Here is a 14849-nt window from a genome sequence, read left to right on the forward strand (position 1 = left end):
TATTATTCAATATTTCCTAGAGTCCTAGCGTTTTTTTAGCTATGATCTATGTTTGCCTATAATTGATTAATATGGAGTGTGACGTGAAACCAGTTCGTCTGGCAATCATCGGTCTAGGTACCGTTGGTGGTGGAGCCCTTAAACTCTTAGAAGAAAATGCTGCTGAGATTAAACGTCGCACCGGTCGTGAAATTCAAATCACTTATGTGGGCACGCGTCGCCCGCGCCCAGATTTAGGATTACCCGATTCAATCAAGCAAAGTGCTGACCTACTTGATATCGTACGTCAACCCGATGTTGATGTTGTCGTTGAACTCATGGGCGGTATATCACCGGCTTATGAGGTGATCAAAGAAGCTATTTTAAATGGTAAACAAGTCGTTACAGCCAACAAAGCTTTACTGGCTGAACATGGCAATGAACTCTTTAAACTCGCTGATGATCATGCTGTACAAATTGCTTATGAAGCAGCTGTCGCAGGCGGTATTCCAATTATTAAAGTCATGCGTGAAGGTTTAGCAGCCAATAAAATTGATTGGTTAGCTGGCATTATTAATGGTACCGGTAATTTTATCTTAACTGAAATGCGTGATAAAGGCCGTACCTTTACGGATGTTTTAGCAGAAGCACAACAACTCGGCTATGCAGAAGCAGATCCAACCTTTGATGTTGAAGGTACTGATGCCGCACATAAACTTACGCTACTGGCGTCAATTGCATTTGGTATCCCGTTACAGTTTGATAAAGTCTTTACTGAAGGCATTAGTAAAATTACCGCTCAAGACGTCAAATATGCTGAAGAACTGGGTTTTCGTATCAAGCATTTAGGTATTGCCCGTCGTGCTGCAACAGGAATTGAGCTGCGTGTTCATCCCACATTAATTCCTGAAGACCAACTGATTGCAAATGTCAACGGTGTTAAAAATGCTGTATTGGTACAAGCCAATGCTGTCGGTCCAACATTATATTATGGTGCTGGTGCTGGTGCTGGCCCAACGGCATCTGCTGTTGTTGCTGATATTGTCGATATTGTCCGTGATATTTCTTATACTGAAGATGGTGCAGGCACAATTCCACAACTGGCTTTTGAAAATTTAACCGATTTGCCAATCCTGCCACGTGAAGAAATGACCACAGGATATTACATCCGTATTAATGCAGAAGATCAAACGGGTGTTCTGGCTGATGTCACCACGATTCTTAGTCGTGCAGGAATTAGCATTGATGCCATTATGCAACAACCACGTTTAAAAGATCTCATTCCTATCGTGATTCTCACTGATCCAGTGAAAGAATCAAAAATGGATGAAGCATTAAAACAAATTCAAGCCCTTCCTGTTATTCGTGGCGAAATCGTCCGAATTCGTTTAGAATCGCTTGATAACTAATCAGGTTAAGGGAAAACATAGCTGTTTTCCCCCTCACCAAGCTCTACTCATAATTGGAACATCATCATGTCGAATGCCAATCGTTATACTGGTTTAGTTGACCGCTATCGCGACCGTTTACCAGTGTCTGCAACTACTCGTGCAATTTCTTTAGGTGAAGGAAATACCCCACTGATTAAACTGGAAAATATTCCACGTATTATTGGCAAAAATGTTGAAATTTATGTGAAGTACGAGGGCTTAAACCCGACTGGTTCATTTAAAGACCGTGGTATGACCATGGCTGTAACCAAAGCCGTTGAAGATGGTTCTAAAGCGATTATTTGCGCATCTACAGGTAATACTTCTGCTGCCTCTGCTGCCTATGCCGCACGTGCAGGTATTAAAGCATTTGTTTTAATTCCGGAAGGTAAAATTGCCATGGGCAAAATGGCACAAGCGATGATGTATGGTGCAATCACGATGCAAATTCGTGGTAATTTTGATGATGGTATGCGTCTTGTTAAAGAAGTTGCTGATCAAGCGCCAGTGACCATTGTTAACTCGATTAATCCATATCGTTTACAAGGTCAAAAAACGATTGCTTACGAAATTGTAGAAGCTTTGGGTCGTGCGCCAGATTATCACTGTTTGCCTGTCGGTAATGCAGGTAATATTACTGCTCACTGGATGGGATATACAGAGGCTGTTGCAAATCAACCTAAAGATCAATTCCAGCAAGTAGTTTATGATCCTGAAACAGATCAATTTACTGGTCCTAAACCAGCAGGTTTACCGATCATGGCAGGTTATCAAGCGGCTGGTGCTGCACCATTTTTACGTGGTGCTCCAGTTGCAAATCCAGAAACTGTTGCAACAGCAATTCGCATTGGTAATCCACAAAGCTGGAATCATGCCAAAGCCGTTGTGCGTGACTCAAAAGGTTGGTTTGATGAATTAACTGATCATGAGATTCTAGAAGCTCAGCGCCTACTTTCTATGTATGAAGGCGTATTTGTAGAGCCAGCTTCTGCAGCGTCTGTTGGTGGTGCAATTCGCGATATTAAAGCAGGTAAAATTGCTGAAGGTTCCGTGATTGTATGTACGGTAACAGGAAATGGATTAAAAGATCCAGATACTGCAATCAAACAATGTCAAGATGCTGTAATGCTTTCCATTGATGCAACAATGGATCAAGTGAAAGATTCTATTTTATCAAATATGTAATTGTATTTGATATCAAAAAAGCCCTATCTATTCATATAGGGCTTTTTTGATTTAAGATATTTAAATGTTGAGTAAATTCAAATACCGCAGCACATCCATATCCATTATAAATTTTTAGATAAATGGCTTACCCAAGTCATTAAACTGACAGCATCTTCATTACGTGCTTGTGTAGTAGGTGCACCTAAAAGTACCACAACAGCAGGACGATTTTTTAAGGTGGTATGCATAACGACACAGCGCCCTGCTTCATTAATATAACCCGTTTTCGATAAGTTAATATTCCACCCTCCATTACGTACTAATGCATTGGTATTATTGGACTTCAATACACGATAACCGAGATTAAAATCATAGGTTGGTGTAGTTGAAAATTGACGAATCAAACCATACTGTGATGCAGCCGTGACTAAAATACCTAAATCACGTGCAGAAGAAACGTTTTCTGGATGCAGTCCTGTTGATTCGATATAATGGGTATTCAGCATGCCCAACTGTTTGGCTTTTTTATTCATTGCAGCAATAAATGCACTGCGTCCATTTGGATAAGTCCGTGCTAAAGCTGAAGCTGCAGGATTTTCAGATTTCATCAAAGCAAATAATAATGCTTCAGCACGATTCATTTTATCGCCAGCACGCAAAGTTGAACTGGAGCTTTTACATCCGCTACAAGAAAAATCACTCGGTAATAAAGTGATTTCTTCTGACATATTTAAACGTGCATCTGCAATCACCACTGCAGTCATCAACTTTGTGATAGATGCAATTGGTAATGACGTATTGGAATTTTTACTATAAAGCACCTCACCTGTTTGTGCATCCATAACCAAAGCAGCTTTTGCATTCACACTTGGCTGATTACTATAACCACTGGTATCAATAATTCGTACCGTATTTGCTGGGACTTGAGCTGTACCGCTACGAATCGTAGTCGTCACACTAACCGCAGCTGGTGGACTAACTTCAGTATGAGAGACATCATCATTCAATAAATTATTTACATCTTCAGATGACCAGCTAATATTTGCTTGACCTGAAGATGGATTCATTACAATATCAGCGTACGTCGCTGCGGTCATGGAAAAGAGACATGAAATCCCGAATACACGTATCCAAAAAGTTTTAGATGTTTTCACTGGCATTTACTCAACGTTGAAATAAGATAATATACATTTGCCTATTACCTTGAATATGGCTTACATTTACAATAATGGTAAACAGTTTGCATTCTTAGGTCATGAGATGGCGATTTTCTATTAAGGTACTTTATAGCATTGCTAATTTTAGTATTTCATTGCAAGCTTATTTTGCGTTATGTAACAAAAATATGAACAGTAATCAGAGGGAGAACTTCGGTGATCACAGTTTTAGTGGTAGATGATCATGAATTAGTGCGTACAGGTATCTGTCGCATGCTTGAAGACCATGCTGAAATTCAGGTCATTGGACAAGCTGAATCTGGTGAAGAGGCGATTAATCTTGTTCGACAAAATCAGCCCAATGTGGTGTTGCTCGATGTAAATATGCCTGGTATCGGTGGTGTAGAAACTACACGTCGTCTGTTACAGACCGTCCCTATGACAAAAGTTATTGCTGTCAGTGGCTTGGCAGAAGAACCCTATCCATCGTTGTTACTAAAAGCAGGCGCTAAAGGCTATATTACCAAAGGTGCACCAGTAACAGAAATGGTTCGCGCAATTAATAAAGTCATGCAAGGTGGTAAATATTTTAGTGCTGATATTGCAGAACAAATTGCCAGCTCTTATTTATCTGATAGTCAGCAATCGCCATTTGATAATTTATCAGAACGAGAAATGCAAGTTGCAATGATGGTGGTCAATTGTATTTCAACCCAAGAAATTGCGGATAAACTGTTTGTCAGTGTAAAAACTGTAAATACCTATCGTTACCGTATTTTTGAAAAACTCAATATTGATAGCGATGTTAAATTAACACATCTGGCCATTCGTTATGGTTTAATTAAGCCATGATCATGACAATCCAGTATTCTCGTTTAGGCATCTGCCCTATCCACGTGTAACTGGATGATTTTATCCACGCCACATGTCGTCTACTTGATCGCTTTGTGGCACAGGATTGTACTATAACCTCAATCAAATCATGTACTCAAAAAGGATGGAGAGATTGTATGACGATCATTTTCCATTTAATGATTTGACCGTTAGAATTCATTCAAACCGCCATAAAAGGTGACTTTTACGCTCTTCAGATATCTTAGTACAATCGATTAACATGAAGGTGTTTCATTCAATCGACTAAGACACATTTTATCATCATTATTAAACTCAAGTCTCAGTATAATAAGTGATCATTGACACTTTATCGTAAATATAGATCTATCCTTTATCGTCTTAACATATCATCTTAGAATATCGTCATAACATCCAATATAACATCACTATTTTATCGCTATTTTAGCTTTTGTTTGCTTAGTATTTAGCAAGAATTCAACACATAATGAAATACTCATACCACTTAATGTCTTATGCTCAGCATAGAATGAATCGTTACCATCTTGGCTTAGGATATGCATCATATCGCTGCCTAATTGCGATCGTTCTACTGATTATTTTTATGATGATCGAGATAAAAATCGTCTATTTATACCCGACATTTTATGCAATTACATTAATCATTTATTTAGCGATCAGCAGTTTACAATTACTCATCTATAGTCTGCTACAACATGACATCGCGCTCAAACAGACCAATATACTGTTGATGATCGATGTCGTGATCTATAGTGTACTTATTTTGACAGGCCATGGCTCTGAGCTACATCTTCACTGGCTATTTATTATCGTAATTTTTGCTGCATCTATTTTATTGACGGCACGCATGGCATTTATAATGACCTTAATGGCGGTAATTAGCTTAATCTATCCACATGTCATCTATCATTTTTTTCACTTTTCTTTATTGAATCATTTCGCGCAGCATTTATTACTTTGCGTATTATTTTTATGTATTTATATCTTTGCACAAATGATAGCCAAATATTTTCAAAGCCTAGAATATTGCTATATGAGACAGGCATTTACCTTAGAACGTTTACAAGGTATTAATCATGTCGTTTTAGAGCAGAGTGAAACTGGATATTTAGTTTTGGATGAACATCAACATATTATTCTCATCAATCCAGCTTCACAATTATTACTGGGCATTCAAGTCAATTTGACCACTACGCCATGTGCTTTAAAAAGCATACATCCTGAACTGTTTAAATTTTTACAGCGTTACACACAAAAAGAACTAACAAAAATGCCATTTAAATCCGCTATCAGTGAATATTCTACATTGATTACAATTCAAAAACTCAATATGACCAATCATATTCTGAGCTTATTGGTGATTCAAGATATTAAGACGATTCACCAACATGTTCAGCAACTTAAATTAGCCGCTTTAGGTCAATTGGCTGCCAGTATTGCACATGAAATCAGAAATCCCCTCAGTGCAATTATTCAAGCCAATCAATTATTTTTAGGCAGTGCCGCTGCCACACAAATACAATTAAACATGATGATCAAAAAACAGGCTGAACGTATTAATAGAATTATTGAAGATACTTTGGCAATGGCTAAAAATAAATCAACCTCTCCTGTACATCTTGCTTTAGATCATTTTTTTAAACATTTTATGAGAGAGGATCTATTTGATATCCACGATCAAATAGAAGTCGAAATCCAATCTCAATTAAGCCTATATTTTGATGAAATGCAACTTAGACAAGTACTGATTAATCTTATTCGTAATGCGGTACGCCATCATCACTCACAGCATGAACTGGTCAAAGTTAAAATATATCAACAAGATCGCTGTATAAGAATCGATATACAAAATTGTGGTCAGCCAATTTCTGGAGCACATATTAAACAGCTATTTCAGCCATTTTTTAGTACAGAAATTAACGGAACAGGATTAGGATTATATTTATCAATGCGCCTTTGTGAAGCAAACCAAGCACAGCTCAACTATATACCACAACCATCTGGTACATGTTTCAGAATTGAATGCTCAACGTTAAACATAACTTGATTTTTGAGGAAACATGATGACTTTAAACCCAGTCGTATTATTGGTTGACGATGAAGAAGATTTATGTACGCTGATGTCGCTAACATTAGCACGCCTTGGTATCCAAACACAGTGTGCTTATGGTCTTCAACAAGCAAAAAAATTATTACAAATACATCATTTTAATGCCTGTCTAACAGACTTAAATCTACCTGATGGTAACGGTATTCAACTGGTAGAACATATTACCGCCTACTTTCCTAACTTACCTGTCGCCATACTCACTGCTTATGGCAATATGGAAACTGCAATGCGTGCACTTAAAGCTGGCGCTTTTGATTTTCTGAATAAACCACTGTCAACCCAACATTTAACACAAGTATTGACCCAAGCCTTCAATTATACCCATTCAGTGAATATCACGGATCCTTTAGCACGACACCCACAACTGATTGGTGAATCTAGCTGTATGCAGCAGCTCAGAATAACCTTAAAAAAACTAGCACGCTCACAAGCTCCTGTATTTATTACTGGTGAATCTGGCACAGGTAAAGAAGTTGTTGCCCACTTGATTCATCACTTAAGTAAACGTCATCAAGGGCCTTTTATTACCATTAATTGTGGTGCAATCCCCGCTGACTTAATGGAAAGTGAATTCTTTGGATACAAAAAAGGCAGCTTTACGGGTGCAACACAACATCATACGGGATTAATTGTTGCAGCAGATCAAGGCAGTTTATTTTTAGATGAAATTGCCGAACTTCCCTTACACATGCAAGTCAAATTATTACGTGCTGTTCAAGAAAAAAAAATACGGCCAATTGGTTCAGATATCGAAATTAAAGTCGATTTTCGTATTATTAGTGCCAGTCACCAAAATTTAGAGCAGCTCATACAACAAGGTAAATTCCGTCAGGATTTATTTTTCCGTATTCATGTTATGACGGTTGCACTTCCTGCTTTACGTGAAAGAGGGCATGATATCCTGTTATTAGCCCATTATTTTAGCCATCAAATTGCCACTGAATGGGGTATTGCAAATAAACCTTTAAGTCAGCAAGCTCAAGATTATCTGTTGAGATATAATTATCCAGGCAATGTTCGTGAATTAAGAAATATCATAGAACGAGCAATGACTTTATGTGATGATCAAGTTATTGATATACAGCATTTAACAACAAAAATACCCTCCTTCTTTAGTACGACAACACAACACCATACCGTACAAGAAAAAAACGTAGCGATACATCCATCTGCGACGAACAGCCCGACAAGCCTGTTACCAAACGAAGGATTAGAAGCACATTTAGCACAAATCGAGAAAGATATTTTACTTCAGGCACTCTCTTTAACACATTGGAATAAAACCTTAGCTGCCAAAAAATTAAGAATGTCTTTCCGCTCACTCCGTTATCGTCTAAAGAAATTTAAACTCGATCTTCCTGAGTAAATATCATCATTTAAATAGCCGGATAGATCTTATTCTGCTATACAAAGTCCCCAGTCTAACTGGGGAATCTATGTTACAGCCAGACTAAGATGGCAGTAAAAAAGTACGGATTGTATCTTGCATAGCAGTCGTTGCTCGGCCAATTAATCTCGATAAATCCAAACTGTCACTGTACAAATCACCTTGTGATGCACCTTGATCTGAATTGGCCAGTACAGCAGCAAAAGTCTCTGGTAGACCTTCTTTGATCAATAATGCCTGATATTCCAATTCAGATAAATCTGTATAAATTACTGGTTTATGACTGAATCCACTGGCCCAAGATGCAACATCATCCAATGTATAGTACTGATCTCCAGCCAATTCATACGTTTTATTGTCATGGCCTGCTTGCATCAATACCACCGCAGCAGCAGTTGCATAATCTAATCGTGATGCAGATGCAATTTTTGCATGATGTGTAGCACCAAAAATTTTACCGTGTTCAACTGCATCAGCAAGCCCCATTGCATAGTTTTCACTGTACCAATTATTACGCAGAATCGTATATGGTTGTAAAGATGCTTTTAAATATTGCTCCGTCACCACATGTTCTTGAGCCAAAACTAATGTTGATGTATCTGCTTTTAATAAACTGGTATATACAATCAATTTGATCTGTGCCAATTGAGCTGCATCAATTACATGTTGATGTTGTATAACACGCTGACCAATTTCACTTGATGAAATCAGTAGCAGTTTATCAATATCTTTTAATTGCTCTGCCAATTGTGCTGCGGTTTGGTTGTAATCAAAAGGCCGAACTTCAATACCCTGAGTGGCTAGATCTGCTAATTTTTCCGGCTGACGAGCCAATGCCACGATATTTTTAGCTTCAGTACGTTCAAGTAGTTGAGCGATTACCAATTGACCCAGTTGGCCTGATGCTGCTGTTACTGCAATACGCATCATGTTCTCCATTAATACTATATTTATTGCGTGTTTTTTATGCTAATATAGAGCAATACTAAAAGTAAGTACTTACCAAAAAGTAAGCTTAAAAATAATGGTATTTTTTTTACTGCTCGAGGCAAATAGCTATGCAAGGACAGGTTTTTTCAGCGGATTGTCCATCACGAAAAATTTTAATGGATTTAACCAATCGTTGGAGTGTACTGATTTTAGTTGCCTTACGTGAGCAACGTTTACGCTTTAGTGAGTTAAGGAATACCATCGATGGGATTAGTGAGAAAATGCTGGCACAAACTCTAAAAACACTTGAACAAGACGGTTTTATTCAGCGCACTGACTATGCTGAAATACCACCTCGTGTTGACTACCAATTAACCCATTTTGGTCAAGAAGTTTCTAGCCGATTCTTTGATCTCACCACTTGGCTAGAAAGTCAGTTACCTAATTTATTAAATCAACAACAGCAGAACATCATGGAGCATGATCGCTCATCAATCCCATCAAAATAAATTGAATTGACCGCGGGTGATTATGCTTGGACTTAAGGTTTATGATGCAATAACAACTCTGCGACATGTTGTAAATAAACATCATCTTTCATTTCATAAGGTAATGGATAAACTTGATTAGGCTCAATACCAATCCCTTCAATTTCCTTTCCTGATGGCGTGTAATAATGTGAAACTGTCATTTGTAATGCAGAATCATCAGATAATGGAAATAGTTTCTGTACCACACCTTTACCATAACTTTTTTCACCAATCACCCAAGCACGCTGGTGTTCTTTTAATGCTGCGGTAAATACTTCTGCAGCAGATGCCGAACGATGATTAATCAGTATTCCAAGTTTTAACTGATCAAATTCAAAACTGGGCAATGCTTGAAACTGTTGATCGCTTTCCGAGCGACTTTTGGTTGAAACAATCACACCTTGATCTAAAAATAAATCGGCTGATTCAACTGCCGCAGACAATAAACCACCGGGGTTATTTCTTAAATCGATTAATACTGCCTTAATACCACTACTTTGATACTGCTCAATTAAGTTTTTAATTTCACTTGCAGTACTCTGCTGAAATACTCGAATTTTTAATACCAATACATGATTGGATAAAAGCTGTGCTTGAATATCTGTTTCTATTTTTTTATTCCGTACCAATGTCATCGGTTGACTACGATCATTGAATTGAATACTCAAAGTACTCCCGATGGCACCTGATAAAAGATTGTTGACTTGACTTGGATTTAATTTAAGCAGTTCTTGATCATCAATCTTAAAGACACTCATACCATTACGCAGACCTTGCTTATAGGAATCACTGCCGGATTTTAGTGCTTGAACCAACCATTGACGGGTCGCAGTATTATAGATGAGTTCAAAATCTACAGAAGCAATATCACCTTCTGTATATTGGACTAACTGTTTATATTCTTCAGGTGTCAAATAACGTGAGTAACGATCTAAACCACCAACGAGCCCTTGAATTGCCTGTTGAAAAAGTTGATCATCATTTTTATCTTTTACATAATTATCTTTAACCAGACTATAAATCCGAACGAATTTCTGAATGGACTCTACAGGAACTTCACCTGTATTTGTTTCAATATCATCATCTAAATCCAAAGGATTCACAGGTGGCCGCGCAGCACAAGCTGAGAGGCTCACACACAATAATATCATTGCGAATATCATATTTTTGTGTGGAGCCATAGCGTTACCTTTTCTAACTAGGGGGTAAGGGTAATGATATTTCTACCCTTCATATCTTCAGGAATAGCCAACTGCATCAGATTTAAAAGTGTGGGAGCAACATCTGCCAGCACTCCATCTTCGGCAATGACGGCCTGTGTTGGACCTACATAAATAAATGGCACAAGCTCTGTGGTATGTTGAGTATGAACTTGCCCACTTTCATAATCTTGCATTTGTTCAACATTACCATGATCTGCAGTGATAATCATATGGCCTTTTTGTGCCATTACAGCGTCATAAACACGGCCTAAACAACGATCAACGGCCTCAACGGCTTTTACGGCTGCATCAAATACACCAGTATGGCCAACCATATCGCCATTGGCAAAATTCACCACCAATAAGTCAAATTCTCCAGATTGAATCGCGGCAACAAGTTCATCGGTTACTTCGAAGGCACTCATTTCTGGCTTTAAATCATAAGTTGCTACATTTGGTGATGGAATTAAAATACGTTTTTCACCAGGATATTCTTCTTCGCGACCACCACTAAAGAAAAAAGTCACATGTGCATATTTTTCAGTTTCCGCAATACGCAACTGGGTTTTGCCTAGCTTAGATAAATACTCGCCAATTGAATTTTTTAATTCTTCTGGCATATAGGCAACAGGTGCATCAATAGTGGCTTGATAGCGCGTTAACATCACGTATTTGGCTAATTGCGGCACAACTTTACGGCTAAAACCAGTAAATTCTTTTTCAACAAATGCTTTGGTTAATTCGCGTGCACGATCTGCGCGAAAATTCATAAAGACAACACTATCACCATCTTGAATCGTCGCTGGCTCACCAATACGTGTTGCTTGTATAAATTCATCACTTTCACCTGCTGCATATGCCAAAGCCAATGCTTCATGAGCAGAGTCTGCATTACGAACCGCTTGGCCTTCAGTTAAAAGCTTATAGGCTTGTTCAACACGATCCCAACGATTATCCCGATCCATGGCAAAATAACGCCCAATCATGGTAGCAATTCGGCCCTGTCCTGGATATTGCGCAAATAATGCATCGAGTTTGGCTAATGAAGGTTCTGCACTTTTCGGTGGTGTATCGCGGCCATCTAAAAAAGCATGTAAATAAACTTGAGCCCCACGCTTCAATGCAAGCTCGGCCATTGCCACGATATGATCTTCATGCGAGTGTACACCGCCTTCAGACAGTAATCCCATAATATGGACTGCACCATGTGCAGCTTTTGCTTGTTCCACAGCATCAATCAATACTTGATGCTCAAAAAAAGCGCCACTACGAATGTCTTTGGTAATACGGGTGAAATCTTGGTATAAAACACGCCCAGCACCTAGATTCATATGTCCAACTTCAGAGTTACCCATTTGCCCAGCAGGTAAACCAACGTCTTCACCAGAACCAGAAATTAGGCCATGCGGATGTTTTTCCTGTATTGCAGTCAAATTCGGGCGTTTTGCTGCCAGAAAAGCATTATCTTTTTCATCAACACGGTGTCCCACACCATCCATAATTACTAATACGTGAGGGACTTTACCAGCATGTGCATCCGTCATGACATTTACTCTTTATGTTTACAAAATCATCAATATATCTTACCGAATTTTCGGTAAGGACTCTATGTTAAGCATAGGGTTAAAGACTCATCGATATTGTTTTGTTCATCTAGCGATAAATCAAGCAGAATAATTGCCACTATATTTCACCGTAGATTACTGATATTACTCATATATTAAAAATGATAAAAGATAATCAAATCTCGATTGAGTCGTTAACGCTACGCAGGATAGTTAAAATCATCGATCGTTTCTATCTGGCTTTATGCAGTAAATATCCACCAATCATAAAAATCACGACAATCGGTAAAAATACAAACCAGAACGGTGATGGTGCATATACTAAACTTGCATAACCAAAGAAATCTTGAAGATAGTAAAAGCCCAAACCCGTAAATAAAGCAATGACTAAACGAAATCCCATCGATTGTTGACGTAAGGGACCAAAAATAAAAGAACAGGCGATCACAACCAGCGCAATCAAAGAAAATGGTGCAGCCACTTTACGCCAAAATGCCAACTGATAAGTCTTAGGTACCTGACTATATTCCTGCATATAACTGGTAATACTGACCAACTGGCTCGGTGATAACTCATCAGGATCAACGGTAACCATATGCACATATTTTGGCTGTAAGGCTAATGCCAAAGGTAATGTTGCATAAGCCGTCACTGTGGCATTACCGTTGGTTAAAATATCCATCTGTTTCACGGCATTTAAATCCCAACGACCATTTTCTACAAAATGACCTCGTGCTGCAGTCATATTTGATCTAAGATTATACTGATCATCTAAATCGATCACTTCAATATTACTTAATTGACCTTGAGCATTGGCGTAATCAATATAAATAAAGCGTTGGCCTTCACGTGACCAATAACCTTGAACTGTACCAAGCTCGGCCACAGTACGATGTTTTTTAACATTTTTTGCTTGCTGATTGGTATAAGGTATAACCCATTCACTTAACATAAAAGAAAATACGACCAAGATCAGCGCAGATCGAATCACCCATCCAACAATACGCCATAGGCTAATACCTGAGGCACGCATCACAATCAGCTCACTATTGGATGCCAAAGTCCCTAGACCCAAAACCGCACCAATTAATGCTGAAATTGGTAAAATTTCATTAAGATATTTGGGTGCATTCCACAGTACATATTTTAATGCTTCCCATGCACCATAATGATCTTCAAGTGAACCCAGCTCACCTAAATAACTAAACAGTACTTGTAAGCCAGATAAAACCAAAGTGGTTCCTAACATTGCAAGTGCGGTCGTTTTCGTTACATGTTTTGCAACAATTCGACGAGCCAACATAATTAAGACCTCACTTGCTTATTTGGATTTTTAAATTTTGCCGTCAACTTTTGTTTTCGTGCAAACAAAGCAGCAAAAAGACTATAAATCAGTAATATTACGGGATATGTCCAAGCCCCTACTTCATCTTTACTAATCCGTGTTTTCAATGCCATCAGAATCACAATCAAACTGGCAAAGATCAGTAATGAAGGAAAAAGTTTTAAATAACGCCCTTGACGCGGACTGACTTCAGAAAGTGCGACTGCCAAAAACAACGCCACAAAGATAGAAAAAGGAACAAAAACGCGCCACCATAATTCACTGGCAACAACGGGATTATGCCGATTTTGCCATAATTGTGATGTCGGTAATGCAGTAACTTCATCGGTAACAAATTCAGCTTTTTTATTATTTTCTAACCGTAATCGGTAGCTTTCAAATTCAATATGCGTATATTTGGGACTACCTGGAAATATGGCGTAGCGTCGACCTTGACTTAAATCCACCACGCTGGCAGTATCATTAGGCATATCAATACGCTTAGCTTCTTTCGCCATGATGATCACATCGGGCTTGTCTGCTGTTTGTGCGCGTTGATAAACAAAAATATCTTTGAGATTTTGCCGGTCTTCAGATAAATCACCTGCATAGATGGTATAAGGACCTGATGAGATAAACTCTCTCGGTCGAACCAAATCAAATCCTGAACGTACGGCTTGTATCGAGGTTAATTCCTCATATTTACGCAAGCCCCATGGTGATGCCCAGAACATCAAAAATGCTTGTAATACAAGAAATACCACTGTTAACGGTACTAATAACTTTGCTAAATATTGACGACTAATACCACTACTGTTAAGTACTGCCATTTCATGGTCAACATATAAACGGCCAAACACCAACATTAAGGCAATAAAAAATCCTAATGGTAAAATGAGCGTTAGAAATTCTGGTAAGCGATAGCCAATGATACTAAATAAGATACTAACATCAAGTCGGCCCTGTGCTGCAACGCCAAAATACTTGATCAGACGACCACCCATCATAATCAACGTCAATAAGGCGATGACTACTAATGATGTCGAAACCACTTGTTTGACCAGATAACGCCGAATAATCAAATTGAATCTTCCAAAAATGGGATGAAAAAACTATCACTAGTTTACCCTAAAGTTGAAAATATAGAACTATACTGATGTTGAAGATTGAAACTGATTTTATAAAAATGTTTCAA

The 14849-nt window shown here is 38.3% G+C and carries 12 protein-coding genes; 6 read left to right on the top strand and 6 right to left on the bottom strand.

Going from position 1 to position 14849, the window contains the following annotated elements; genetic code table 11:
- The first annotated feature begins 83 nt into the window (after positions 1 to 83).
- Positions 84 to 1388: a homoserine dehydrogenase gene (locus QSG86_RS03475; protein ID WP_317030220.1), complete on the top strand. Its 1305-nt coding sequence runs from the start codon at positions 84 to 86 to the stop codon at positions 1386 to 1388.
- A 66-nt stretch (positions 1389 to 1454) separates the two neighbouring features.
- On the top strand, positions 1455 to 2594 hold the full coding sequence (thrC, locus tag QSG86_RS03480; RefSeq protein ID WP_317030221.1) for a threonine synthase: 1140 nt from the start codon (positions 1455 to 1457) through the stop codon (positions 2592 to 2594).
- A 104-nt stretch (positions 2595 to 2698) separates the two neighbouring features.
- Here thrC and QSG86_RS03485 read toward each other — a convergent pair whose 3' ends face one another.
- On the bottom strand, positions 2699 to 3730 hold the full coding sequence (locus tag QSG86_RS03485; RefSeq protein WP_410487440.1) for a D-alanyl-D-alanine carboxypeptidase family protein: 1032 nt from the start codon (positions 3728 to 3730) through the stop codon (positions 2699 to 2701).
- Positions 3731 to 3949: 219 nt separating this feature from the next.
- Here QSG86_RS03485 and QSG86_RS03490 point away from each other — a divergent pair, with 219 nt between their 5' ends.
- The 3 genes from QSG86_RS03490 to QSG86_RS03500 all read left to right on the top strand — a co-directional run bounded on the left by QSG86_RS03490 (position 3950) and on the right by QSG86_RS03500 (position 8082).
- Positions 3950 to 4585 carry a response regulator gene (locus QSG86_RS03490; RefSeq protein WP_317030223.1) on the top strand — a complete coding sequence of 212 codons (636 nt, stop codon included), beginning with the start codon at positions 3950 to 3952 and terminating at the stop codon, positions 4583 to 4585.
- A gap of 529 nt (positions 4586 to 5114) precedes the next feature.
- Positions 5115 to 6653 (top strand): HAMP domain-containing sensor histidine kinase, encoded by a 1539-nt coding sequence (locus tag QSG86_RS03495; protein WP_317030224.1) that lies wholly within the window; start codon positions 5115 to 5117, stop codon positions 6651 to 6653.
- A 13-nt stretch (positions 6654 to 6666) separates the two neighbouring features.
- A complete protein-coding gene (locus QSG86_RS03500) occupies positions 6667 to 8082 on the top strand; it encodes a sigma-54 dependent transcriptional regulator (protein ID WP_317030225.1) in 1416 nt (471 codons plus the stop codon).
- 84 nt (positions 8083 to 8166) lie between these two features.
- Here QSG86_RS03500 and QSG86_RS03505 read toward each other — a convergent pair whose 3' ends face one another.
- Complete coding sequence (locus tag QSG86_RS03505) at positions 8167 to 9030, bottom strand: SDR family oxidoreductase (RefSeq protein ID WP_317032660.1); 864 nt, start codon at positions 9028 to 9030, stop codon at positions 8167 to 8169.
- A gap of 131 nt (positions 9031 to 9161) precedes the next feature.
- Between QSG86_RS03505 and QSG86_RS03510 the strand changes: the two genes are divergently transcribed.
- Entirely contained in the window at positions 9162 to 9542 is a 381-nt protein-coding gene (locus QSG86_RS03510; protein ID WP_317030226.1) for a helix-turn-helix domain-containing protein, read from the top strand.
- Between the two features lie 32 nt (positions 9543 to 9574).
- On the opposite strand, the gene QSG86_RS03515 is transcribed toward QSG86_RS03510, so the two are convergent.
- The 4 genes from QSG86_RS03515 to lptF all read right to left on the bottom strand — a co-directional run bounded on the left by QSG86_RS03515 (position 9575) and on the right by lptF (position 14736).
- Complete coding sequence (locus QSG86_RS03515) at positions 9575 to 10744, bottom strand: S41 family peptidase (protein ID WP_317030227.1); 1170 nt, start codon at positions 10742 to 10744, stop codon at positions 9575 to 9577.
- A gap of 17 nt (positions 10745 to 10761) precedes the next feature.
- Positions 10762 to 12309 (bottom strand): 2,3-bisphosphoglycerate-independent phosphoglycerate mutase, encoded by a 1548-nt coding sequence (gpmI, locus tag QSG86_RS03520; protein ID WP_317030228.1) that lies wholly within the window; start codon positions 12307 to 12309, stop codon positions 10762 to 10764.
- A 253-nt stretch (positions 12310 to 12562) separates the two neighbouring features.
- A complete protein-coding gene (gene lptG, locus QSG86_RS03525) occupies positions 12563 to 13633 on the bottom strand; it encodes an LPS export ABC transporter permease LptG (protein WP_317030229.1) in 1071 nt (356 codons plus the stop codon).
- 2 nt (positions 13634 to 13635) lie between these two features.
- On the bottom strand, positions 13636 to 14736 hold the full coding sequence (gene lptF, locus QSG86_RS03530) for an LPS export ABC transporter permease LptF (protein WP_317030230.1): 1101 nt from the start codon (positions 14734 to 14736) through the stop codon (positions 13636 to 13638).
- Positions 14737 to 14849: the final 113 nt, after the last annotated feature.

It is taken from the genome of Acinetobacter sp. SAAs474 (assembly GCF_032823475.1).
GTDB lineage: Bacteria > Pseudomonadota > Gammaproteobacteria > Pseudomonadales > Moraxellaceae > Acinetobacter.